Genomic DNA, 22,776 nt, shown 5'->3' with positions numbered 1-22,776 from the left:
CGGCGGGTTCCAGGCCCGCCACCGCTCAGCCGCGGCGGCGCGGCTTTCCTCGCCCGCCACCTCGCGCGGCGCCTGCGCTCCGCTGCCGACTCGCGCCGGCCGCCGGCTTCCGCGGCTCGGCGCGCTTGGCCTTGGCCGGTTCCGGCTGGCTCCCGCGACTGCTGTTCACCGTCCGACCTCGCACGATGCCGATGAACTGCTCCATCAGGTCCGTGGTCTCCTCCGCCGGCCACGACAGCGCCACCTGCGAGGTCGGGGCCGGCGGGAACGGGCGGTAGGTGAGCTCCTTGCGGTGGTGCAGCCGGGCCAGCGACTGGGGCACGACCAGCAGCCCGACCCCGGCGGCGACCAGCTCGGCGGCGTCCTCGGTGGTGGCCGGGCGTTCGAGGGCGGGCTTGCCGGGGAGGGGCTCGGTCCACTCCAGGACGTCGTCGAGCGGATGGAGCACGACGTCGTCGGCCAGGTCGGCGGCGGTGAGCTCGTCGGCGGCGGCCAGGAAGTGGTCCTTGGGGACGACCACGACGGTGGTCTCCGTATAGAGAGGTATGGCGTGCAGGCCGGTGCGGTCGACGGGCAGCCGGAGCAGCACGGCGTCGGCGTCACGGGCACGGACGGCGTCCTCGGCGGCAGCGGCCGTCACCCGGACGAGGGTCAGCGGGACGGAGGGCATCCGCTCCTGCCACGTGCGCACCCACTTGGCGGGAGTCACCCCCGGCACGTAGGCGAGCCGGAACGACGCAGGTGCAGTCACGGGGCCAAGGCTACCGGCCACTACCCTGTGCCCATGACGTCGCAGAAGACACCCCAGACGATGAAGCCGGCGACCGCGGCGAAGAAGCTGGGCGTGTACCTGGAGGCCACGCCCGAGGAGTTCCGGGACGGGGTCGTGTCGCGCGACGAGCTGAACGAGCTGCAGGCCAACCCGCCGGAGTGGCTGCGCGACCTGCGCCGCAACGGCCCGCACCCGCGCCAGGTGATCGCGTCCAAGCTGGGCGTCTCCATCGGCGGCCTGGCCCGCGCCGGCATCACCGAGGCCCTGACCACCGCCCAGATCGACGAGCTGAAGGAGAGCAACCCCGACTGGCTGGTGCGCGAGCGCGAGATCCAGGCGGAGTTCCGGCGGGAGCAGCAGCAGCTGAAGGCCAAGGCCGACAAGGCGGGATGACCCTCACTCGCCCTGGACCACCTCGAACAGCGGATCCACCCGGTAGGACACGGGCTGCGTGAGCGACACGGCGGTGGTGCTGCGCAGCACGCCCGGACACGCCAATACGGACGCGACCACCTGGTGCAGGTGTTGGTTGCTACGGGCGACAACGCGCACGAGCAGGTCGCCGGCGCCGGCGATGCCGTGCGCCTCCAACACGTAGGGCACGGTCTTGAGACCGGCGACGGCCTCGTTGAAGCGGCCCTGGGCGACCTCCAGCGTCACGAACGCGGTGACCTCCAACCCCATCGCCGCCAGGTCGACGCCACGGCCGCGATCGCCGACGACCTCGCGTTCCAGGCGCTGGACGCGGGCGTGCGCGGTGTTGCGGGCGACGCCGAGCAGGCTGGCCAGCTCCGTGATGCCGGCCCGGGGCCGTCGCACCAGCTCACGCAGTATGCGCAGGTCCAGTGTGTCGAGAGTCACCGTTCTGCTCACCCTCTCGTCCCTTGGGCCATCCCGGCTGAGCATATCGCTCAATCGGACGACCCTCATATTGCGCATAAGCCCTCGGTCGACGTGCAATCTAGGTCAACCTGCGCAGGGTGAAGGAGGGTCGAAGTGTCCGATCGGCAGCTGCTCAACGGTGTGCACGCGCTGGCCCGGCTGCTCGTCGACCAGAGCAAGGCCGATCGCGCCCGCGGGTGGCGCACGGCCGGCCTGGTCTCGGGCTACCGCGGCTCGCCGCTGGCCGGGCTCGACCAGCTCCTGCTCAAGCAGTCGGCGCTGCTGGCCGAGCACGACATCCGGTTCGTGCCCGGCGTCAACGAGGAGCTGGCCGCGACCGTGGTCTACGGCTCGCAGCTGAGCACCCAGCTGCCCGATCCGAGCTACGAGGGCGTGTTCGGCCTCTGGTACGGCAAGGCCCCCGGCGTCGACCGCTCGTCCGACGCCTTCAAGCACGGCAACTGGATGGGCACGACCCCCAAGGGCGGCGTGCTGGTCGTGGCCGGCGACGACCCGGCGGCGAAGTCCTCCACGCTGCCGTCGAACTCGGCGATGGCGCTGGCGGAGTCGATGATGCCGGTGCTGGCGCCGGCCTCGGTGGCGGACGTGCTGCGGCTGGGCCGGCTGGGCATCGAGATGTCCCGGTTCAGCGGCACGTGGGTTGGCATGACGGTCCTGACCAGCATCGCCGATGCCACCGAGGTGGTGGACGTCGACGAGCCGCTCGACGTGACGACGCCGGAGTTCAGCTGGCTGGGCCGCCCGTGGCAGCCGTCGCGCAAGCCGGGCGTGGACATCCCGGCGGCGCTGGAGATGGAACGCGAGGTGCTGGACGGCCGGCTGGCCGCGGCCACGGCCTTCGCGCGGGCCAACGGGATCAACCGCATCGAGGGCGCCGGCGACGGGGCCAGGATCGGCTTCATCGGCGTGGGTCGGTCCTATGTGGAGCTCCGCGAGGCGTTGCACCGGCTGGGCATCGACGAGCAGATCCACCGCGTGCGCATGCTCCGCCTGGGCCTGGTGCACCCGCTCGACCAGGAGACGGTCCGCGAGTTCGCCGACGGCCTGGACGAGATCGTGGTGGTCGAGGACAAGCGGGCCTTCGTGGAGCCGATGGTCCGGGACGCGCTGTACGACCTGCCGACCCGGCCACGCGTGCGGGGCAAGGACATCATCCCCGTCAACGGCGAGCTCGACGCCGACCGGATCGCGTTGTCGCTGACCAAGCTGCTGACGGAACGGTTCGGCAGGGACGCGGTGCATCCGTTGCCCCGCAAGCGCCCGCAGCTGACGCTGACGCCGGTCAGCCGCACCCCGTTCTTCTGCTCCGGCTGCCCGCACAACCGGTCCACGGTGGTGCCGGACGGATCCCTTGCCTCGGCCGGCATCGGCTGCCACGCGATGACCACGTTCATGGACCGCAGCCTCGGCATGACGCAGATGGGCGGCGAGGGCGCGACCTGGGTGGGCGCGGCCCCGTTCAGCGGCACCGGGCACATGTTCCAGAACCTCGGCGACGGCACGTTCTTCCACTCCGGCAGCCTCGCCATCCGGCAGGCGGTGTCGGCCGGCACGAACATCACGTTCAAGCTGCTCTACAACAGCGCGGTGGCGATGACCGGCGGTCAGGACGCCGAGGGCGCCATCGACCCGGTCGGCGTCACGCACCTGCTGCACGCCGAGGGCGTGGCGAAAATCGTTGTGGTGACGGACGATCCGGGCAAGTACCCGCGCGGAACGGCATGGGCCGGCGGCGTGACTGTCAGGCATCGTGACGATCTCGATGCCGTACAACGCGAACTCCGGACGGTCAAGGGAACGACCGTCCTGCTCTACGACCAGGCCTGCGCGGCGGAGACGCGCCGCAAGCGCAAGCGCGGCAAGGCACCCGAGCCGCCGCAGCGCGTGTTCATCAACGAGTCGGTGTGCGAGGGCTGCGGCGACTGCGGCGCCAAGTCCAACTGCCTCAGCGTCGAGCCGGTGGAGACGGGGTTCGGCCGCAAGACCCGCATCGACCAGACGTCCTGCAACAAGGACTTCTCCTGCCTGCTCGGCGACTGCCCGTCGTTCATGACCGTGGTTCCCGGCGCTGCCAAGGCAAAGGTTCGCCCGCCGGAGCTGAGCGGCGACCTGCCGGAGCCGGCGCAGCGACCGGGCCAGGCCAACGTGGTGCTGGTCGGCGTCGGCGGAACCGGTGTGGTGACGGCCAACCAGGTGCTGGCGTCCGCGGCGCTGCTGGACGGCATGGACGCCCGCGCGATGGACCAGACCGGGCTGAGCCAGAAGGCCGGCGCGGTGGTGTCGCACCTGCGGGTCGGCCCGGAGCACCGGGAACGGCCGGGCCTGGTCGGGTTCGGCGCGGCCGACACGTACCTGGCGCTCGACGCCCTCGCCGCCACGGCTTCGTCCAATCTGGACCGCTGCGCGCCGGACCGCACGGTCGCGGTGGTGTCCACCAGCCAGACGCCGACGGGCGCGACGGTCACCGACCCGTCGGCGGTTTTCCCGGCCAGCGCAACGCTTCTCGGCACGATCGCCGACCGCACGATCGGCGGCCGGATGGTCACCGTGGACGCGCTCGGCGTCGCCGCGCGGTTGTTCGGCAGCACCACCGCGGCGAACTTCCTGGTGATCGGCGCGGCCTACCAGTCCGGGTTGCTGCCGATGACCGCCAGGTCGATCGAGGCGGCCATCGAGCAGAACGGCGTCGGCGTCGCCACCACGATCCAGGCGTTCCGCGCCGGCCGCAAGCTGGTCCTCGAACCGGGCTGGCCGGCCACCGAGGACGCCAAGCCGGACGAGCTGCTGCGGGCGGAGCCGTTCCTCGACGCGGCACGGGAAATGCTGGTGGAGACCGGCATCGACTCGCCGGTCGCGCTGACCCGCACCGCCGACCTGATCGGCTACCAGAACGCGCGCTACGCCCGCCGCTATGTCGACGTTCTCGCCGGGGTGGAGAGCGAGGCCGTGCGGGAGGTCGTGGCGCGCAACCTTTACAAACTGATGGCGTACAAGGACGAGTACGAGGTGGCCCGCCTGCACCTCGACCCGGCTGTGCGCCAGCAGTTCGGCCCCGACGCCAAGGTCAAGGTCATGCTCCACCCGCCGCTGCTGCGGGCGCTGGGCATGCGCCGCAAGCTGGCGCTGGGCCGCACCGCCGGACCGGCGTTCCGCGTGCTGCGGTCGATGCGGCGGGTCCGCGGCGGCTGGCTCGACGTGTTCGGGCACACCGCGCTGCGCCGGCTGGAGCGGGAGCTGATCGCCGAGTACGTGGACGTCGTCGGCCGGCTGAACGGCGCGCCGGAGGAGCTGGCGGTGCGCATCGCCGGCCTGCCCGACCTGGTCCGCGGCTACGAGCAGATCAAGGTCGATTCGGTGCGCAAGTACCGGTCGCAGCTCACGGAACTGGTCGCCGAGCTGGGCAAACAGCCGTTGCCGGTGCGCTGAGAGAGGCTGCCCCGGCTCCAGAAGGGTGAGGAGCCGGGGACAGCGGGCCGGTCCCCGTTACGGGGGGTGAAACGGGGCGCGGCCAGGACAACGCTACGGACCCGAACGTGACCTCGTGACGTCAAAAACGCCGTCGCCGCCCGGACGAAGATCCGCTAGCCGCCGGTGGACACGAGGTAGCCGAGCGTGCCCTCCTTGACGACCTTGGAGCTCTCGCAGTTCGCCATCACCGAGTCGAAGTGGCTGGCCCCGGCGTTGCACCGGTACAGCGGGATGGTGACGACGCCGGACGGCTTGCTCTGGTAGACGTATCCGAGCAGGGCGACCGTGGTCTGTCCCTCGCACTTGCCGGTCTGGTCCAGCGAGCTGAAGTGGTCGTCGGTGGTCTTCATCTTGCACGAGTAGAACTTGACGGTGCCGGGCTCCGGCTTGGCCACCAGCGAGCCGAGCGGCCCCTCCGCCTTGAACCCGGTCGGCACGGCGGCCTTGGGCGTGCCACTGTAGTGGAAGCCCTTCGGGTTGGCGTACCGGGTCAGCAGCAGCAACGCCAGCGGCGGCGCCTTCGACGTGGTCGTGGTCGTCGTCGTGGTGGTTGTGGTGGTGGTCGATGACGTTGTCGTGGCGGTCGTGGTCGTCATCGTCGGCAGCGCGGACGTCGTCGCCGTGGTCGAGGCGATCGCCGCGGCCGATGCCACCCCGTCCTGCTGCCCCGAATTGGTCAGCAGCACCGCGGACGTCGTCGCCACGGCGACCACCGCCACGGCCGCGCCGCCGATGAGGAAAGCCTTGCGGCGGCCGGGTTTCGGCTCGTCCGCCCACGGATCCACCGGCCGCGTCGACGCCAGTCGAGGGCCGCCGGACAACACCTGCCGCACCTGGGCCGGAGTCCACCGCTGGTACGGGTCCTGCGTCAACAGCCCCATGATCACGTCCGCCAGCGGCCCCTGGCACAGCTGCAGCCGCGGCTCCTCGTACATGATCGCGTGCAGGGTGGCGGCCGTGGTGTCGCGGTGGAACGGTCCACGCCCCTCGACGGCGTGGAACATGGTCGCGCCGAGTGCCCACAGGTCCGACGCGGGGCTGGGATAGCCGGCGTTGAACAGTTCCGGCGCCATGTAGCCGGGCGAGCCGAGCACGCCGCTGGCCGTGTGGCCGGGGTCGTCCATGGCACGGGCGATGCCGAAGTCCGCCAGCTTCACGCGGTCGCCGGGCAGCAGCATCACGTTGCTGGGCTTGACGTCTCGGTGCACGATGCCGGCCGCGTGCGCGACCTCCAACGCGGACAGCAGCGCCAGGCCGATGGCGGCGACCCGGTTCGGGTCGAGCGGTCCCTGCGCGGCCATGATGTCGGCCAGCGTCGGGGCCTCCACCAGCTCCATCACCACGAACGTGGAGCCGCGGTCGGTGAGCACGTCGTACACGGTGACCACGCCCGGGTCGTTGAGCCGGCCCGCGGTGCGCGCCTCGCGCAGCACCCGGTCCAGGCCGCCCGGCGGCACCTGGATCTCCTTGAGCGCGACCTGCCGCCCGATCACCCGGTCGTCGGCGCGCCACACCACGCCCATGCCGCCCCGGCCCAGCTCGCCGACGATCACGTACCTGTCGGCCACCACCCGGTTCACGCTGTCGAACCCCCTCCACGAGACCTTCACATCTTCCGCCATCGCTCTCCACGGCCCGCGTCTAGGGTCGGTCCCATGGCGGATGGACAGCGCAGGGTGCTGGTCGTCGACGACGAGCCGACGATCGCCGAGTCGGTGGCGGCGCGGCTGCGGGCCGAGGGCTTCGAGGTGGAGATCGCCGCCGACGGGCCGTCCGCGGTGGCCGCGGCCGCGGCCCGGCGGCCGGACCTGGTGGTGCTCGACGTGATGCTGCCGGGCTTCGACGGGCTGGAGGTGTGCCGGCGGATCCAGGCCGACCGGCCGGTGCCGGTGCTCATGCTGACCGCCCGTGACGAGGAGACCGACCTGCTGGTCGGGCTGGCCGTCGGGGCCGACGACTACCTGACCAAGCCGTTCTCCATCCGGGAGCTGGCCGCCCGGGTGCACGCCCTGCTGCGCCGCGCCGGCCGCGCCGAGCAGCTGGACGGGCACCGCATCGTGCTCGCCGACCTGGAGATCGACGTCGTCGAGCGGCGGGTGCACCGGGGCGGCGACGAGGTGCACCTGACGCCGACCGAGTTCCAGCTGCTGGTGCACCTGGCCGGGCGGCCGCGGGCGGTGCTGCCCCGGGAGCGGCTGCTGGCCGAGGTGTGGGGATGGGGCGAGGCCGCCAGCACCCGCACCGTGGACAGTCACGTGAAGGCGTTGCGACGCAAGCTCGGCGCGGACCTGATCCGGACCGTGCACGGTGTCGGCTACGCACTGGAGGTGCCGCGATGAAGTTGCCCGATCGGGTGTTGACGGGGTTGGAGCTGCTGCCCCGGCCACTGGATCCGGTGCGGTCGATCAAGCTCAAGCTGGGGATTCTGCTGGTCGCCTCCGGCGCCACCGCGCTGGCGTTCTTCCGGTGGCAGATCGGCTGGCTGCCGCCGGCGACGTCCATCATGGCCATCGTGCTGGCGCTGTTCACCTCGCAGGTGCTGGCGCACGGGATGACCCGGCCGCTGCGGGAGATGACCGCGTCGGCCAAGGCCATCGCCCGCGGCGAGTATGCCGTCCGGGTGCGGGCGACTGCCCGGGACGAGGTCGGCGAGCTGGCGACGGCGTTCAATCAGATGGCCGCCGATCTCGGCGCCGCCGACCAGCAGCGGCGGGATCTGATCGCCAATGTCTCCCACGAGCTGCGGACCCCGATCACCGCGCTGCAGGCCGTGCTGGAGAACGTCGTCGACGGCGTGGTCCCGGCCGATCCCGCCACCATGAGCACCGCCCTGGCCCAGACCCAGCGCCTCGGCCGGCTCGTCGAGGAGCTGCTCGACCTGTCCCGGTTGGACGCCGGGGTGCTGACGCTGACCCGTGAACAGCTGGAGCTGGCTCCGCTGCTGGCCGACATGGTCGCCGAGGCCGAGGTCGCCGACCGGGGCACCCGGTTCGAGGTCAAGGTCTCCCCCGCCGACGCCACCGTCTACGCGGACCGCGGGCGGCTGCACCAGGTCGTCGCCAACCTGCTGGACAACGCCTCCCGGCACGGTCCCCGTGGGGGTTTGGTGCGGGTGCTGGCCTCGGCGCACGCCGACCACACCGTCATCGAGGTGCTCGACCAGGGCCCCGGCATCGCCGCCGCCGACCGTGACCGGGTGTTCGAGCGGTTCACCCGTGGGGAACGCTCCGGCGATGGGGGTACGGGGCTGGGGTTGGCCATTGCGCGGTGGGTCGTGGACCTGCACGGCGGCACCATCGCGGTGGTCGACCCGGGACGCGCCGGCTGCCGGATCAAGGTGACACTGCCAGCGGCCTGACCACACCTCACTTTCACCGTCCGGAACCTTTCCCTGGTCGCCGTTCGCTCAGGAACGGCCGATGAAGCACGCCCCGTCCGCCCGTTCGGGCGCGACGGCGATGACACCTGTCTTGGAGTCGTGATGAATCCTGCCCCGAAACCGTGGCCCGTCCTGTTCGCCGGTGTGATCACGGCGGCGCTGGTGCCGCTGGACAGACCGGGCGTCGGCTGGTTGGCGGCGGCGCTGCTGCTGGTCGTGGTGGTGTGCACGCAGATCAGCCGGCCGAAGCTGATCAGCGTCGGCTGGGCGGCGGTGACGGTGCTGCTGGTCGGCGTCGGCACGCTGCGGGCGGCGGAGTGGCTGTTCGTGCTGTGCCTGTTGACGGCGCTGGTGACGGGGTCGCTCGCGGTGAGCGGCGGCCGCACGACGACGGCACTGGTTTTCGGCTCGGTGCTGGCGTTTCCGTCCCTCACCAAGGGGTTCAGCCGGATCCGGGGCGGCGGGCGGATGACGCTGTCCGTGTCGGTCGGCGTGGGCATGGTGGTGATCTTCGGGGCGCTGTTCGCGGCGGCGGACCCGGACTTCGCGACGTTGCTGAGCGACAGTCTGCCCAAAGTGGACGGTGGCTCGGTGATCCGGATGCTGTTCCTGTTCTTCGGCGGCGGTTTGCTCGCGGCCGGGGCGCTGCGGCCGGTCGTGCGGCAGCGGCGGATGCAGCCGAGCCAGACAGTGGTTCGCCGGCTGGAGTGGGCGATTCCGGTGGGAATGCTGGTGGTGCTGTTCGCGGCGTTCGTGGGCGTGCAGATGGTGTCGTGGTTCGGCGGCAGCGCCTACGTGCAGCGGACCGCCGACCTGACCTATGCCCAGTACGCCCGGACGGCCTTCTGGCAGCTGACGGCCGTCACTGTGCTGACGCTCGCGGTCATCGCCGTCACGGCACGGATCGCGCCGCGCGAGACGGCGGCGGATCGGTTGTGGCTGCGCGGAATTGTCGGAGCGCTGTCATTGCTGACGCTGGTCGTGGTGGCGTCGGCGTTGAGTCGCATGTGGGCGTACCAGGAGGCGTACGGCTTCACCGTGCTGCGGTTGATGGTGGAGGCGTGCGAGATCTGGCTGGGTCTGGTGTACGTGATGGTGATCGTCGCCGGCATCAAGCTGAGCGGGCGGTGGCTGCCGAAAGCGATGATCACCACGGCCGTGGGGTCGCTGCTGGTGCTGGCGGCGATCAATCCGGAATACCTGGTGGCACGGCAGGATGTGCAGCGGTGGCAGCAGACGCAGCGGTTGGATTCGCTGTACCTGTCAGGACTGTCGGTGGACATCCTGCCGGCGCTGGACGGGTTGCCGGACGGATTGAAGGCGTGCGCGATGCCGTGGCGTCCATTGCCGATCGACGACGCCCGTGAGTGGAACGCAAGCCGGGCGGCGGCGCGGGAGGTTGTGCGACCGGGGCCGGGGCTGGGTGAGCAATGCCGGTGAGGGGGTGGCTGGTAGCCAGAGGTGTTGGGTTGGGCCGATGTGAGGGGCGTATTTAGTACTACAGCCGCAGGCTGTGATGTTTGCGGTGTTGCCGCTGGTAGTGGCATCGCCGGGCGTGGGTCTGATGAAGTCGCCGCCAGTCCGACCATCGATCAGTGTGCGCTCGGGGGTGCGTCGGTCGCGTCAGGATGGCCCACAAACGTCTGATCTCGTTGCACGACAACGGGATCAAACACTCGTGGCCGGCTGTGACGCCCCCTTTGCGTCGCGGTCGCGTTCAGCGGACGCGGTCACGGCCAGGAACGCGGCGGCCAGCATCGACAGCGTGACATGTCGGTACCACGCCTGATACTTGCGGACCTGGTAGTGGTCCAAGCCGGTCTCGTTCTTGGCGAACTGGAAGGTTTCCTCGACACCCCAACGACTGCCGGCGACCCGGACAAGTTCTGCCAACGGCACGGGACGGCGGGTGTGGCAGATGTAGTACGCCAACTCGTCCGGCTTGCTGATCGACCGGCGCACCACGAGAAGGTGCTCGTCCGCGCCCGGGTCCAGCAGCAGCCAGTCATACAGCCGGCGCCCCTTGCTGCCCTCACCGGCCGACAGGCGTTGCCAGCCCTTGCGCGGTGCGCTGCGAGCCAACGCATCCGCCCGCACAGCGCCTTTCGGGGTGGTGAAGCGCTGATCGCAGGAAACGGCCATGACGTAGTCGATGTCGTTGTCTTCTAGCCAGGTTCGCAGGCCGGGATTGTCGCCGTATGCCTCGTCCGCGGTGAACCAGTCGATGTCCCTTCCCGCCTCCAGCAGGCGAGCCAGCATGTGTTGGGCCAGCACGGGCTTGGTCGCGAACTCCACATCCTCGTCGATCCCGGCCTCCGCGCAGCGCTCGCGGTCGTCGGTCCAGGACGCGGGCAGGTAGAGCTCGCGGTCGATCAACGCCCGCCCCCGGGCCGACACGTAGGTCAAGAACACGCCGAGTTGGCAGTTCTCGATCCGACCGGCGGTGCCGGAGTACTGCCGTTGGACACCGGCGGATTTGGTGCCTTTCTTGAGGAATCCGGTCTCGTCGGCGACCACGACCCCGGTGGGATCAGTGATCTGGTCCAGCACGTAGTCCCGCAGGTCGTCTCGGACCGCGTCGGCGTCCCAGCGGTAGAAGTTCAGCAGGCGCTGCATGCCGTCAGGGGCCAGGTCACCGGCCTGCTCGGCGATCGTCCAGGAGTTCTTGCGCTCGGCGCCCGACAGCAAGCCCAGCAGGTACATCCTGGCCCGGTGGCGTGAGTCTGCCTGTGCGAACCGGCCTGCGACCAGCGCGAACATGTCCTCGAACCCTGCCCGCCACCGCGCCAGGCGATCGTCCGCGTTCGTCTCCGGTAGGGCCGTGAGGTCCTGCTCCATGTCCGGCACACCCAAGTCGATCACGCATCGGCGGTCTCCGTGAACACGACACGCCGACAAGTATCACACCGTGCGGCTGTAGTATTAGCGCTGTTGGGTGGGCCGATTTTGTGTGGAGCCTCTGGACGATGGCCTACGAGGGGCAATTCCGGGGCAGGCTCCGCCTGCCCCTCGCGCGGAGAGCTTAGGCCATCGTCCACCTCCACACAAAATCGGCCCAAGCTTGCGGAGAGGGCGGTGAGTTGGCGGTTGTTGGTCGCTGTGGAATTGTCAAAGAACCGGGGCGGTCAGTATTCGGTGGGGTGGGTCGTGTAGTGGCGGCCGGTGGGGGTGGTCCAGTGTGAGGTGCCGTTAGGGTCTCTGGTCACGGTGTAGTTGTCGTGTTTGCGGTGGTGGTGCCACCGGCAGAGGCCCTGGAGATTGGCGGGTTTGGTGTGGCCGGTTGGCCAGGGGGTGATGTGGTCGTATTCCTGGATGGGGCTGGCGCAACCGGGGGCAGTACAAGTCCCACCGGCGGACACATGGCCGAATTCCTTCATCAACGCAGTCGGGCGGTAGGTATCGGTGGTGATGGCGGTGGCATGCCGGTACTGGTCGAGGAGGATGCCGCGCCAGGGGCCGTGCATGGCCAACTCGCGGGCGGTGTCGGCGGCGATGGGGCCGTAGCCGGCGAGGTGGCCGGGGTCGTTGATCAGGCCCATCAGGGTTTCCATGGAGAGGGTGACGAAGGTTCGGACGTTCCAGTCCCGGGACGCGCCCCGCAACCGGTCGAGTAGGGCATCGGACCGTTTCTGGTCGGTGGTGCGATCGTCGGCGGGAAGTGCCTTGGCGTCTTTGCAGAGTTGCTGGAACACGAGGTGGGCTTCGGCGGCGGGCAGGATCCAGGTCAGCTTGGCCATGCCATCGGGGAGCGGGGCGAACTCGACTCGGCGGTCTTTGGTGGCTTTGCGGCAGCGGGTCTCATAGCCGTCGGGGTCGGCGTGGGCGACCAGGGCGGTGGTCTTGCGGCACAGCTGGGTGCGGTTCAACCCGGCGGCCACACCGACCAGGGCGTCTTCGACCTGGGCGACCAGGTCGGGGGACAGGTGCTGGACCCGTTCCCGCACGGCGTCGAGCCGGCGGAAGTCCAACTCGCCGCGCCGTAGCAGCTCGGCCAACCGGGGCAGCGTGTCCAGCACCGTGGCGGCTTCCTTGCGCCGAGCCACGGTCTGCTCCGGCTCGGTGAGGGCCATGGCCAACTCGGTGATGTCCTCGACCCGGCGCAAGGCGGCCAGCTCGACCCACTCGGCAAAGGCCTTGATCTTCCGGGCGAGAATGGACACCGTCACCAACTGGTCGGCGTCCAGCCTCGCCCAGTCCACACCCATGATCACATCGAACAGGTCCCCACTGGGTTCCCGATTCTCTAGTTCACGGGTGAGTTCTTTCATGTGTCCAGAATACGCGCGGCGAAGATCGAACTCGAATCACTAACGGGTGATTGTTTCATGCATAATCGGCGCACCCTGGTGTTTCATGCATAATCGCGCCGCCGCCACCTCAGCGTCGACACCGAACACCTAAGCGTGGATTTTGTGTGGAGGTGGACGATGGCCTAAGCTCTCCGCGCGAGGGGCAGGCGGAGCCTGCCCCGGAATTGCCCCTCGGAGGCCATCGTCCAGAGGCTCCACACAAAATCCACGCGACCCACAAGTGCGCCCACGCGACCCCCACCGCAAAAACCCACCCCACCACCACCCGCCATCACCGACACCCGCCTAATAAGCGAACCGCACGAACACGATCCCCCCAAGCACGAAGAACACCAGCACGATCAACGTCGACGAGTAGTCGCCGCTGGAGCTGGTCAGCGCCTGGTCCACCACCCCGGTGAGCTCCACCCCGCAGCTGGCCATGATCGTGTGCCGGCCCGGCTCGATCTTGGTGAACTGCACCGGCGCGGTGAAGGAGCCACCGCCGTCCGCCTTCGCCTCACCGACCCGCTCCCCGTCCGCGGTCAGTGTCACGTCATGACCCGGTTCGCAACCGGTTCCGGACGCGGACAGCGTGTCGCCGGGCTGGATGCTGCTGTGATCCAGCTTCAGGCCGCCGTCGGTCTTCGGCTCGTCGGTCACCGGCGGCGGCGCGGATGTTGTTGTGGTGACAACGGTCGTCGTGGTGGTCGTGGCCGTCGTTGTCGTGACGGGCGACGGGGTTGTGGTCGTCACGCGCGGCGTCGTTGTCGTGACAACCGGTGGCGTTGTTGTCGTGGGCGGCGGCGCGCTGGTGACTGTGGTTGTTGTCACCGTAACGGTGAAGCGGGTCAGCCCCGTTTCCTTGCCGCAGGTCGCGTTGATCGCGTACGTGCCGGCCTTGGCGTCGGCCGGAGCGGTCGCCACCACACTTCCCTGCGTGCCGGGCGATCCGCTCGCCAGCGGCGCTCCCGCCCAGGTGAACGTGATCACGCGGCACTGGGTGAAACCGCTCCAGTGGATCGTGAACTGGCTCCCGGCCGGCCCGCTCGTCGGCGTCACCGACACGACCGGCGCCGTCGCGGCCATCGCCGTCACCGGTGCCAGGATGCCCACGCAGAGCGCCAGCAACGTCACTGTCCGAACAAGAAACCGCATCGTCCCCATCCACTGTGGTTCGTTCAGCCCATGCGCGGCCGGCCGGCGGTAGCATCTCCCGCCAGTCAAGCCCGGCTCAACTGGGAGTTCTCGATGGGACGTCTCACCGGTGTCGCGGTTGCCCTGGCAGCCGGCATGATTCTGGCCGGCACGACCCCGGCGCAGGCGTCGGATGATCCGCTGACGCTCACGGCCACACTGGACGGCCAGGACATCGCCGGCCACACCATGGTGGTCACGCCGCGCCGCCCGGTGCAGCTGTCGGTGACCGTCACGAACAACGGCCCCAGCCCGGTTCACGTCCGCAGCATCCGGTTGTCCGGCACGGCCCTCGCGCTCACGTTCTTCGCCTACGACACGACTTTGCCGTTCGACATCGCCGCCCACGGCCGGGCCACCCGCACCTTCGGTCTCGACCTCGCGGACCTCGACGGGCAGGCGATCGGCCTGTTGCCGGCGTCGGTCGAACTGTTCGATGTGGGCCGCAACGAACTCGCCGCGGTGGACACCGTCACCGACGTCCGGGGCTCGATCCTTTCCGTGTACGGCGTTTTCGGCATCGCGGTGCTGCTGCTCACCATCGCCGCCTGGGTGACGTGTCTGCTCGCCCTGGCCCGCCATCGCCTCCCCGCCAATCGCTTGCGCCGGGCCCTGCGCTTCATGCCCGCCGGTTTCGGCACCGGCTTGGTCGCCGTCGTGACGTTGTCCGTACTGCGCGTGATTCCGCCGGAACCGAGCGTGGAGATCCCGATCGTCGTCGGGACCACCGTGATCGGGCTCGTGCTCGGTTACCTCACGCCGCACCCGCTGCCGCAAGTCGTCGAGCCGGAGACCACCCGCATGCCGCTGACCCACGAGGTGACCGGGTGACTGCCCCCGCCAACGTCGTCAATGCGTTGCCGCAGTACCAGGTCGGGTCGATGATCGGGGCCGGCGGCATGGGCGTGGTGTACGCCGGCGTGCACCGGTCGCTCGGCCGGCACGTGGCGATCAAGCAGTTGCCGGCCGAGCTGCTGGACAAGCCGGGCATGGGCAGCCGGTTCGACCGCGAGGCGAAAGTCCTTGCCAGCCTTGACCATCCGCACATCGTGCCGGTGTACGACTACGTGCAGACCGGCCGCGACAGCCTGCTGGTGATGGAAAAGCTCGATGGTGGCACGGTTTTCGACCGCTTCCACACCCACGGCATCACGCCCGACGCCGCCTGCGCCATCACGCTGGCCACCCTCGCCGGCCTGCACGCCGCCCACACCGCCGGCGTCCTGCACCTGGACGTCAAGCCGAAGAACCTGTTGTTCACCAGGCAAGGCGTGCTCAAGGTCGCCGACTTCGGCGTCGCGCAGGTGATCAGCGAGGGTGCGACGCTGGTGACTCACGGCGGTGAGGTGCTCGGCACGCCCGCCTACATCTCACCCGAGCAGGCCTCCGGCAACCCCCTCACGCCCGCCGCCGACGTCTACTCCGCCGGCACCGTCCTTTACGAACTGCTGTCCGGCACGCTCCCCTTCGCGACCGACCGCGGGGCGCTGAGCATGATGCGGCAACACATCTTCGGCGATCCTCGCCCCATCACCGGCGTTCCCGCGCCGCTGGCCGAAGTTGTGATGTGTTCCCTGGCAAGGGAAACCAACCACCGCTACCGCGACGCCGAGGCTTTCGCCGCCGACCTCGCCACCGCCGCGGAGGCCACCTTCGGGTCCGGGTGGCTGCAGCGGTCCGGGATTCCGGTGCACCTCACACCCCGCGTGGCCGGCAGCGGATCGGGGCCCCGCCCGATCGCGGCGCCGAGGCCGACGCTCCGGGCGACGCAGTTCGAGGAGGGGACAAGGGCGGCCTGGTTCGACGGGGAACAGTCCGACCAGTTCAGGGAAGACCAGCTGGACCGCTTCGATCGGGGTCGGCCGGGCCGGTCGGGGGAAGACCAGCCGGGCCGGTTCGGACAGTCGGGCCGGCTCGGGGAAACGCAGCCGGGGCAATTCGATCGGGACCGGCCAGGCGAACGGCAGCCAGGCCGGTTCGGGCAATCCTGCCGGCTCGGGGAAACGCAGCCGGATCGGTTCGAGCCGGGCCGGACTGGGGAGACCCGGCCGGACCGCTTCGACGGCGGGCAGCCGGGCCGGGGCGAAAGGCAGCCGGGCCGGTTCGATCGGGAACAGGCGGACCAGTTCGGGGGCGGCCGGTCGGGCCGCTCCGAAGCACCGCCGGCTCGTAGGTCCGCGTTGCTGCCGGGACTGATCGCCGCCATCTCCCTCATCGCCATGGTGGTTCTCGCCTTCGTCGCCCCGACACCCGGTCCGCGGGTCGCCGTCACTCAGCTCGCGGTCCTCGGCACCGGGCCCGGCCAGCCGGCCAGCGTCGATCTGAGCATCCCGGTGCCGATCACGGGCGGACCGGCGACGATGTCGTTGTCGTTCGCGGGCATCCAGATCGCCAGTGCGGCCGGGCAGGACTCGGTGGCGTTCCCGGCCATCACGCGGTGGCTGGTGGGTGGAGCGGTGACCGGCAGGCTGCAGTCCGCTGCCGGCACACAGGAATTCCCGGCCGTGGCGCAGCAGTTCCCGCTGGCCAGCGCGATGGGGGCGGGCAGTCTGCTGGCCTGCCTGTTCTCGTTGGCGTACCTGGAATCCACGCTCCGAACCGTCCGACGTGGACGGACAGGGCCGGGCAAGTACGTCACGGCGGTGCCGCTGGGGGCGCTGTTCGGACTCGGCGGGTGGCTGCTGGTGGCGGTGCTGGCCGAGCACGAACCGGCGCTGCCGTACGGAATCGGCTGCGCGGCGGCGGGCGTGCTGGCGGCGGTGTCGACGGTGTGGGCTACATCCGCCCGAAAAGCAGCTTCCAGGGCGTGATCGCGGACTCCAGCTGCACGGCGAAGGTCATCTTGGAGGCGCCCTCGGCGCGTTCCTCGAACACGATCGGCACCTCCAGGATGCGCAGGCCCCGCTTGACGGTGCGGTAGTTCATCTCGACCTGGAACGAGTAGCCGTTGCTGCGGATCGTCGGCAGGTCGATGGCCCGCAGCGTCGCCGCCCGCCACGCCTTGAAGCCGGCGGTGGCGTCCTTGACCCTCAGGTGCAGGATCGCGTTCACGTAGAAGTTCGCCCACGCCGACAACGCCTTGCGGTGCCACGGCCACTCCGACGCCGTCCGCCCGCCCTCGACGTAACGGGAACCCAGCACCACGCCGGCATCGGTGCCGAGCAGCTTCTCCACCAGCGCCGGGACGCGGTCGACCGGGTGCGAGAGGTCGGCGTCCATCTGGATCACGACGTCCGCGCCCTCGTCCAGCGCGCGACTGATGCCGGCGATGTAGGCCCGGCCCAGGCCGTCCTTCTCGGTGCGGTGCAGCACGCCGAGGTCGTCGCCGGCCAGGCCGTCGGCTACGTCGCCGGTGCCGTCCGGCGAGTTGTCGTCGACCACCAGCACGTGCAGGCCGGGAAGGTCCAGCTCGCGCAGCTTGGCCACCAGCACGGGCAGGTTCTCGCGCTCGTTGTACGTGGGCACGACAACGGTGATCTTCGGGGCCGCCTCGGCCATGGATCGGTCCTCACGGGATCTGGCAACGGGTGGCCGCAGCCTACCGGTCCGTTTGAGCCGAACGGGTGATCATGGTGGGGCGTGTCGCCGCCGGCCTCAGCGGGCGATCTCCAGCCGGGTGTCCAGGGCGTCGACGAGTTCGTTGCGGGCACGGAACACGCGGGAGCGGATCGTGCCGACCGGGCAGTCGCAGACCTCGGCGGCCTCGGCGTAGGACAGGCCGACGACCCTGGTCAGCACGAACGCCTCGCGGCGCTCCGGGTCCAGGGCGTCGATGGCGGCACGCAGCGCGACCAGTCCCTCGGGGCCCGCGACCTCGGTGTCCAGCCAGCCGTCGACGCTGGTGGTGCGGGGCGAGCGCTGAGCGGTGCGGACGTGGTCGGCGGCGACGCGGCGGGCGATGGCCAGCAGCCACATCCGGGCCGGTGAGCGGCCCTCGTAGCGGGGCAGCGCGGCGAACGCCCGCAGGTAGGTCTCCTGCGCGAGATCGTCGGCCTGGCCCGGGTCGCCGAGGTAGGCCATCAGTCGGCGCAGCTGTCGTTGCGTCGAACGGACGAACTCGGCGGCAGCCGCCCGGTCGCCGCGCTGCGCGGCCAGGGCGAACTGGGTGATCTCGGCGTCCACGCCCGGCAGATACGCCAGCCGCGCCTGACGGGTTCACGGGAACTTTCCGGCTGTCGCCGACGACCTGGCTCCACGTGGACTGCGGCATCGCGCGCGAAGCGCTCTCGGCGGCCATGGACGGGGAGGCTGTTCCCGGCGTGGCCATGACGGACGTGGACCGGCACGTGCAGGGCTGTGGCGCCTGCGCGAGCTGGCAGGACCGGGCGGCCCGGATCAACCGGCTGACCGTGTTGTCGCCCGCGAGTGAAGAGCGGGACCTGGTGGACGAGGTGCTGGGGCGGGCGGCGGCGCTGTCCCCCGCCGGCGGGCCGGAACTCGCCGGCGGCCAGGAGCTTGCCGGTGGCGGGCGCGGGCCTGCTTCTCCCTCGCCGCGCCGGATTTCCGTTCCCTCGGCAGTGGTGCGGGTCGGGCTGCTGTTCGCCGCCTTGGCGCAGGCCGCCGTCGCCGTCGTCGAACTGCTGGGCCAGGACGATCCGATGATGATGGCCGGGCACATGGAGCACGAGACGTCGGCCTTCAACTTCGCGCTCGGGGTGGTGCTGGCCATCGTCGCCGTCGATCCACGCCGGGCACGGGCGCAGCTGCCGTTGCTGGGCAGCGTGGTGGGGGTGCTGGTGCTGGTGTCGACCTTCGACCTCGGTGCGCACGCGGTCGGCTGGAGCCGGCTGGTGACGCACATCCCGCTGGCGGCCGGCCTGATTCTGGTGGCACTGCTGGGAACCAACTCGCACTCGGGAACGACCGGTACAGCGACGGCCCGACGGACATGGAGGTTCCCGATGAGGACAGCGAAGCGGCTCGGCGTGCTCGGCTCGATCGTGCTGGGCGGCCTGCTCGCGGTGACGGGCAGCGCCTACGCGCACGTGACGGCGCAGCCGAGCACCGCGACGCAGGGCAGCTACTCGAAGATCGCCTTCCGGGTGCCGAACGAGGAGGACAACGCCTCGACGGTGAAGCTGGAGGTCACGTTCCCGGCCGACCATCCGATCGCGTCGGTGGAGACGAAGTCGGTGCCGGGCTGGACGGCGCAGGTCGAGAAGTCGAAGCGGGCGACGCCGCTGAAGTCCGACGACGGGCCGATCACCGAGGCGGTCTCCAAGATCACCTGGACCGGCGGCAAGATCGGGCCGGACACCTTCGAGGAGTTCGAGGTGTCGCTCGGCCCGCTGCCCACCGACACGGACAAGCTGGTGTTCAAGGCCGTGCAGACCTACGACAACGGCGACGTGGTGCGGTGGATCGACACCTCGGGGGCCGGTGGCCCGGAGGCCGAGCACCCGGCGCCGACCGTGCAGCTGACCCCGAAGTCGGCCGCGGCCGCGGTCGTGCCGACGGCGGCCACGAGCTCCACTTCGGACAGTACGCTGCCGCTGGTCTTCGGCATCGTGGGCATTGTCATCGGTCTCGGGGCGGGCGCGCTGGCGATGGTGGCGCTGCGACGCGGGCGGGCCACCGAATGAGGACGCTGCTGCTGGTGCTGGCCGGCGTGTTCGCGGCGATGGCCGTGACAGCCGGCCAGGCGTCCGCGCACGCCGTGCTGGAATCCTCCGCACCGTCCAACGGCTCGCTGGTGCAGTCCGCGCCCAGTCGGGTCACGTTGACGTTCGGGGAATCCGTGCAGGTCGAGCCGGACGGTGTGCACGTGATCGCCCCGGACGGCTCGTCGGCCGACAACGGCAAGGCCGACCACATCGACGGCCGCGGCAACACCGTTGGCGTGCAGCTGACTTCGACCGCCCAGGGCACGTACACCGTGTCCTGGCACGTGGTTTCCGCCGACTCGCACCCGATTTCCGGCGCCTTCACCTTCTCCGTCGGCCACGCTTCGGCCGCCGCCCCCGTTGCCGCGCCTTCCGCCGGCAGCCTGGCGGTGTCCATTGTGTACTGGACGGCTCGTGGCCTCGAATACGCGTCGTTCGCGCTGCTCATCGGCGCCGTGGCGTTCGTGTTCTGGTGCTGGCCGCAAGGCGCGGTGAATCGCGGCGTGCGGCGGTTGATCGGCGGTTCGTGGCTGACGTTGCTGCTGGCCACGGTCGCGGGCGCGTTGCTGCAAGGTCCTTACGGCGCTGGGGCCGGCCTCGACCGCCTCTTCGACGGGGACCTGTTCTCGTCCACATTGGACATTGCATTGGGCACGGGCGTGATCGTGCGCATCGTGCTGCTCGCGTTGGCGGCCCCGTACATCGCCGAAATCCTGGCGACCGAGGAGTGGACGCCGAATCGCCGGGCGGTGTTCGGGGGCATCGGCGTGGTGCTGCTCAACGGCCTGGCGTGGACGTGGTCGATGTCCGGGCACGCCGCCGCCGGTCTGCAGGCCGATCTCGCGCTGCCGGTCGACGTGCTGCACCTGGACGCCATGGGCATCTGGCTCGGCGGGCTCGTCGTGTTGTGGCGGGCCAAGCCGCCGCAAGCCGCCGTGCAGCGGTTCTCGCAGGTCGCTTTCGCGTGTGTCGGCGTGCTGGTGGCGACCGGCACGTACCAGAGCTGGCGGCAGCTCGGCAGCTGGGCCGGCTTCTTCGACACCGAGTACGGCCGCCTGCTGCTGCTCAAGATCGCCGGCGTGCTGGTGGTGCTCGGCGCCGCCTACTTCTCCCGCCGGTGGGTCCGCTCTCACGTCGGCAAGCTGCGCCGGCCCGTCCTGGTCGAAACCGCCGGCGCTGTCATCGTTCTCGGGCTCACCGCCGCCCTGGTCAACGCCGAACCGGCCCGCACCGCCGAAGCCGCCACCACGCCCGTCGTGCAGGCCACGCCGGACGGCCAGACCCTGCCGTTCGACACCGGCGGACCGGGTGGCAAGGGCAACCTGAAGATCTACATCACGCCCGCGCACACCGGTCCCAACCTGCTGGACGTCACCGTCGAGGACCTGTCCGGCCGGGCCGAGGACGTCCCCGAGCTCACCGTCGCCCTCACCCAGAAGGACCGCGACGTCGGCCCGCTGAAGATCGACGTGCAGCACGTCGGCACCGGCCGCTACCGCGCCGCCGAGGCCCAGATCCCGCTCGCGGGCGCGTGGCAGGTCGCGGTGACCGTGCGCACCTCCGACATCGACGAGACGACCGCCGTCGGCATGTGGCAGGTGTCCTGACCAGATCGTTCCGCATGACGACGAGACCGTGCCTGTCGACGCTCCGCGCCGCCGGGCACGATCGAGGTCGTGACCAAGGCATTGCTCGTGATCGACGTACAGGAATCGTTCCGCCAGCGGGAAAACTGGCAGCGTGTGTCCGCTCCGGACATCGTCGCCAAGACCGAGGAGCTGGTCGGCATCGCCCGCGGAGCCGGGGACCTGGTGGTGTGGGTGCTGCACACCGAGCCCGGCAGCGACACCACGTTCGACCCGGCCAGCGGCCACGTGCGGCTGATGGACGGCCTGGAGCCGGAGCCGGGCGAGCCGGTGCTGACCAAGACCTCCCGCAACGCCTTCACCACCACCAACCTGCAGCAGGTCCTCACCGAGCGGGGCATTCGGGAGCTGGTGATCTGCGGCATCCAGACCGAGCAGTGCTGCGAGACCACCGCCCGGGTGGGGGCTGATCTCGGCTTCGACGTCACATACGTGACCGAGGCGACGGCCACCTTCCCGATCCCGCACCGCAGCGGCGTCGGCGAGCTCGGCGTCGAGGAGATCATCGAGCGCACGGAATACGCGCTGGCCGGCCGGTTCGCCACCATCAGCACCATCGCGGAGCTGGCCGTAGGCTGACCAGATCGTGCCGACCGTCGCCTTCCTGCTGACCCCGAACCTGCACCTGCTCGACCTCGCCGGGCCGGCGCAGGTGTTCTCCGCGGCCGCCAAGCAGGGCCTCGACTACCGGCTGTGCTACCTCGCCGACACCGACACGGTGCCGACCGCGCAGGGGCTGACCGTGCAGGCGACGACGGAGATCCCGGCGCTCGACGCCGGCGACATGATCGTGGTGCCGGGGTGCGCCGGCGACCGGCTGACCCGCACCCCGCGGCTCGGGCCGGCGCTGATGACGTTGCTGCGGGAGTTCCCCGGCACCGTCGCCAGCGTCTGCTCCGGCGCCGAGCACCTCGGCCGCGCCGGCCTGCTCGACGGGCGGCGCTGCACCACCCACCACGAGCTCCAGGACGAGCTCGCCCGGCGGTATCCGGCCGCCACCGTCGTGCACGACGTGCTCTACGTGATCGACGGCCGGATCGTCACCTCCGCCGGCATCGCCTCCGGCATCGACCTCGCGCTGCATCTCGTCGCCACCGCGCACGGGCCGGCCATCGCCGCCCGGATCGCCCGCGAGATGGTCATCTACGCCCGGCGCAACGGCGACGACCGACAGGCCAGCGCCATGCTGCGACACCGCTCGCACATCAACGACACCGTGCACCGCCTGCAGGACCACATCGACGGCCACTACACGGCCCGACTCCCCCTCGCCGAGCTCGCCCGCGCCGTCGGGTGCAGCGAGCGGACCGTCACCCGCCTGTTCACCCGGGCCACGGGCCTCACGCCGCTGCGCTACCAGCAGCTGCTGCGGCTCGAACGGGCCGAGCACCTGATCGGGCAGGGCGCGACCGTCGAGAGCGCCGCCCACGCCGTCGGCTTCGAGGACGCCCGGATGCTGCGCCGCCTCCGCGCCCGCCCCTGACTTTTCTGCCGCATGCGCTTCCCATGTGGCATCAGG

19 protein-coding genes are annotated in these 22,776 nt (G+C 70.4%); 11 read left to right on the top strand and 8 right to left on the bottom strand.

Annotation, left to right across the window (positions count from 1 at the left end):
* Positions 1–25: 25 nt before the first annotated feature.
* Positions 26–751 carry a LysR family transcriptional regulator substrate-binding protein gene (locus tag BJ998_RS33765; protein WP_312890452.1) on the bottom strand — a complete coding sequence of 242 codons (726 nt, stop codon included), beginning with the start codon at positions 749–751 and terminating at the stop codon, positions 26–28.
* Between the two features lie 33 nt (positions 752–784).
* Here BJ998_RS33765 and BJ998_RS33760 point away from each other — a divergent pair, with 33 nt between their 5' ends.
* Positions 785–1,165 (top strand): DUF5997 family protein, encoded by a 381-nt coding sequence (locus BJ998_RS33760; protein WP_184867359.1) that lies wholly within the window; start codon positions 785–787, stop codon positions 1,163–1,165.
* A gap of 3 nt (positions 1,166–1,168) precedes the next feature.
* Here BJ998_RS33760 and BJ998_RS33755 read toward each other — a convergent pair whose 3' ends face one another.
* Positions 1,169–1,645 (bottom strand): Lrp/AsnC family transcriptional regulator, encoded by a 477-nt coding sequence (locus tag BJ998_RS33755; protein WP_312890451.1) that lies wholly within the window; start codon positions 1,643–1,645, stop codon positions 1,169–1,171.
* 123 nt (positions 1,646–1,768) lie between these two features.
* Between BJ998_RS33755 and BJ998_RS33750 the strand changes: the two genes are divergently transcribed.
* Positions 1,769–5,101: an indolepyruvate ferredoxin oxidoreductase family protein gene (locus BJ998_RS33750; protein WP_184867358.1), complete on the top strand. Its 3,333-nt coding sequence runs from the start codon at positions 1,769–1,771 to the stop codon at positions 5,099–5,101.
* 155 nt (positions 5,102–5,256) lie between these two features.
* Here BJ998_RS33750 and BJ998_RS33745 read toward each other — a convergent pair whose 3' ends face one another.
* Positions 5,257–6,714 (bottom strand): serine/threonine-protein kinase, encoded by a 1,458-nt coding sequence (locus tag BJ998_RS33745; RefSeq protein ID WP_312890450.1) that lies wholly within the window; start codon positions 6,712–6,714, stop codon positions 5,257–5,259.
* An 84-nt stretch (positions 6,715–6,798) separates the two neighbouring features.
* On the opposite strand from BJ998_RS33745, the gene BJ998_RS33740 reads away from it, so the two are divergent.
* The 3 genes from BJ998_RS33740 to BJ998_RS33730 all read left to right on the top strand — a co-directional run bounded on the left by BJ998_RS33740 (position 6,799) and on the right by BJ998_RS33730 (position 9,962).
* Positions 6,799–7,482 carry a response regulator gene (locus BJ998_RS33740; RefSeq protein WP_184867356.1) on the top strand — a complete coding sequence of 228 codons (684 nt, stop codon included), beginning with the start codon at positions 6,799–6,801 and terminating at the stop codon, positions 7,480–7,482.
* A complete protein-coding gene (locus BJ998_RS33735) occupies positions 7,479–8,501 on the top strand; it encodes a HAMP domain-containing sensor histidine kinase (protein WP_184867355.1) in 1,023 nt (340 codons plus the stop codon). Before BJ998_RS33740 ends, BJ998_RS33735 begins: the two co-directional genes overlap by 4 nt.
* 123 nt (positions 8,502–8,624) lie before the next feature.
* Positions 8,625–9,962, top strand: a complete 1,338-nt coding sequence (locus tag BJ998_RS33730; protein ID WP_184867354.1) for a DUF4153 domain-containing protein — start codon at positions 8,625–8,627, stop codon at positions 9,960–9,962.
* 228 nt (positions 9,963–10,190) lie between these two features.
* Here the strand turns inward: BJ998_RS33730 and BJ998_RS33725 are convergent, their stop codons facing one another.
* From BJ998_RS33725 to BJ998_RS47850, 3 genes are all read right to left on the bottom strand, one after another.
* On the bottom strand, positions 10,191–11,282 hold the full coding sequence (locus BJ998_RS33725; RefSeq protein ID WP_184860234.1) for an IS701 family transposase: 1,092 nt from the start codon (positions 11,280–11,282) through the stop codon (positions 10,191–10,193).
* A 365-nt stretch (positions 11,283–11,647) separates the two neighbouring features.
* Complete coding sequence (locus BJ998_RS33720; protein WP_184867353.1) at positions 11,648–12,790, bottom strand: HNH endonuclease signature motif containing protein; 1,143 nt, start codon at positions 12,788–12,790, stop codon at positions 11,648–11,650.
* A 327-nt stretch (positions 12,791–13,117) separates the two neighbouring features.
* Entirely contained in the window at positions 13,118–13,969 is an 852-nt protein-coding gene (locus BJ998_RS47850) for a hypothetical protein (RefSeq protein ID WP_246488709.1), read from the bottom strand.
* Between the two features lie 93 nt (positions 13,970–14,062).
* On the opposite strand from BJ998_RS47850, the gene BJ998_RS33710 reads away from it, so the two are divergent.
* Together BJ998_RS33710 and BJ998_RS46740 are read left to right on the top strand one after the other, a co-directional pair.
* A complete protein-coding gene (locus BJ998_RS33710; protein ID WP_246488708.1) occupies positions 14,063–14,839 on the top strand; it encodes a hypothetical protein in 777 nt (258 codons plus the stop codon).
* A complete protein-coding gene (locus BJ998_RS46740) occupies positions 14,836–16,818 on the top strand; it encodes a serine/threonine-protein kinase (protein ID WP_312890449.1) in 1,983 nt (660 codons plus the stop codon). The genes BJ998_RS33710 and BJ998_RS46740 overlap by 4 nt, the downstream gene beginning before the upstream one ends.
* Here BJ998_RS46740 and BJ998_RS33700 read toward each other — a convergent pair.
* Both BJ998_RS33700 and BJ998_RS33695 read right to left on the bottom strand, forming a co-directional pair.
* Positions 16,784–17,506, bottom strand: coding sequence for a polyprenol monophosphomannose synthase (locus BJ998_RS33700; RefSeq protein WP_184867352.1), 723 nt, complete (start codon positions 17,504–17,506; stop codon positions 16,784–16,786). The two genes, BJ998_RS46740 and BJ998_RS33700, sit on opposite strands and share 35 nt — an antisense overlap.
* Before the next feature lie 96 nt (positions 17,507–17,602).
* Positions 17,603–18,130, bottom strand: a complete 528-nt coding sequence (locus BJ998_RS33695; RefSeq protein WP_312890448.1) for a sigma-70 family RNA polymerase sigma factor — start codon at positions 18,128–18,130, stop codon at positions 17,603–17,605.
* A gap of 143 nt (positions 18,131–18,273) precedes the next feature.
* Here BJ998_RS33695 and BJ998_RS47845 point away from each other — a divergent pair, with 143 nt between their 5' ends.
* From BJ998_RS47845 to BJ998_RS33675, 4 genes are all read left to right on the top strand, one after another.
* Entirely contained in the window at positions 18,274–19,590 is a 1,317-nt protein-coding gene (locus tag BJ998_RS47845; protein WP_246489774.1) for a DUF1775 domain-containing protein, read from the top strand.
* Positions 19,587–21,218: a copper resistance CopC/CopD family protein gene (locus tag BJ998_RS33685; protein WP_184867351.1), complete on the top strand. Its 1,632-nt coding sequence runs from the start codon at positions 19,587–19,589 to the stop codon at positions 21,216–21,218. The genes BJ998_RS47845 and BJ998_RS33685 overlap by 4 nt, the downstream gene beginning before the upstream one ends.
* Positions 21,219–21,287: 69 nt before the next feature.
* Positions 21,288–21,836 (top strand): cysteine hydrolase family protein, encoded by a 549-nt coding sequence (locus BJ998_RS33680; RefSeq protein WP_184867350.1) that lies wholly within the window; start codon positions 21,288–21,290, stop codon positions 21,834–21,836.
* Between the two features lie 7 nt (positions 21,837–21,843).
* Complete coding sequence (locus BJ998_RS33675; RefSeq protein ID WP_184867349.1) at positions 21,844–22,740, top strand: GlxA family transcriptional regulator; 897 nt, start codon at positions 21,844–21,846, stop codon at positions 22,738–22,740.
* Positions 22,741–22,776: the final 36 nt, after the last annotated feature.

The sequence above is a fragment of the Kutzneria kofuensis genome (assembly GCF_014203355.1).
Taxonomy (GTDB): domain Bacteria; phylum Actinomycetota; class Actinomycetes; order Mycobacteriales; family Pseudonocardiaceae; genus Kutzneria; species Kutzneria kofuensis.
This window is presented reverse-complemented; position numbering and strand designations above follow the sequence as displayed.

Coding starts and splice junctions, on each gene's coding strand:
- BJ998_RS33760 (WP_184867359.1), top strand. CDS start 785: ATGACGTCGCAGAAGACACCCCAGACGATGAAGCCGGCGACCGCGGCG.
- BJ998_RS33740 (WP_184867356.1), top strand. CDS start 6,799: ATGGCGGATGGACAGCGCAGGGTGCTGGTCGTCGACGACGAGCCGACG.
- BJ998_RS33735 (WP_184867355.1), top strand. CDS start 7,479: ATGAAGTTGCCCGATCGGGTGTTGACGGGGTTGGAGCTGCTGCCCCGG.
- BJ998_RS33730 (WP_184867354.1), top strand. CDS start 8,625: ATGAATCCTGCCCCGAAACCGTGGCCCGTCCTGTTCGCCGGTGTGATC.
- BJ998_RS33725 (WP_184860234.1), bottom strand. CDS start 11,282: ATGTTCGCGCTGGTCGCAGGCCGGTTCGCACAGGCAGACTCACGCCAC.
- BJ998_RS33720 (WP_184867353.1), bottom strand. CDS start 12,790: ATGAAAGAACTCACCCGTGAACTAGAGAATCGGGAACCCAGTGGGGAC.
- BJ998_RS47850 (WP_246488709.1), bottom strand. CDS start 13,969: ATGCGGTTTCTTGTTCGGACAGTGACGTTGCTGGCGCTCTGCGTGGGC.
- BJ998_RS33710 (WP_246488708.1), top strand. CDS start 14,063: ATGGGACGTCTCACCGGTGTCGCGGTTGCCCTGGCAGCCGGCATGATT.
- BJ998_RS33700 (WP_184867352.1), bottom strand. CDS start 17,506: ATGGCCGAGGCGGCCCCGAAGATCACCGTTGTCGTGCCCACGTACAAC.
- BJ998_RS47845 (WP_246489774.1), top strand. CDS start 18,274: ATGACGGACGTGGACCGGCACGTGCAGGGCTGTGGCGCCTGCGCGAGC.
- BJ998_RS33685 (WP_184867351.1), top strand. CDS start 19,587: ATGAGGACGCTGCTGCTGGTGCTGGCCGGCGTGTTCGCGGCGATGGCC.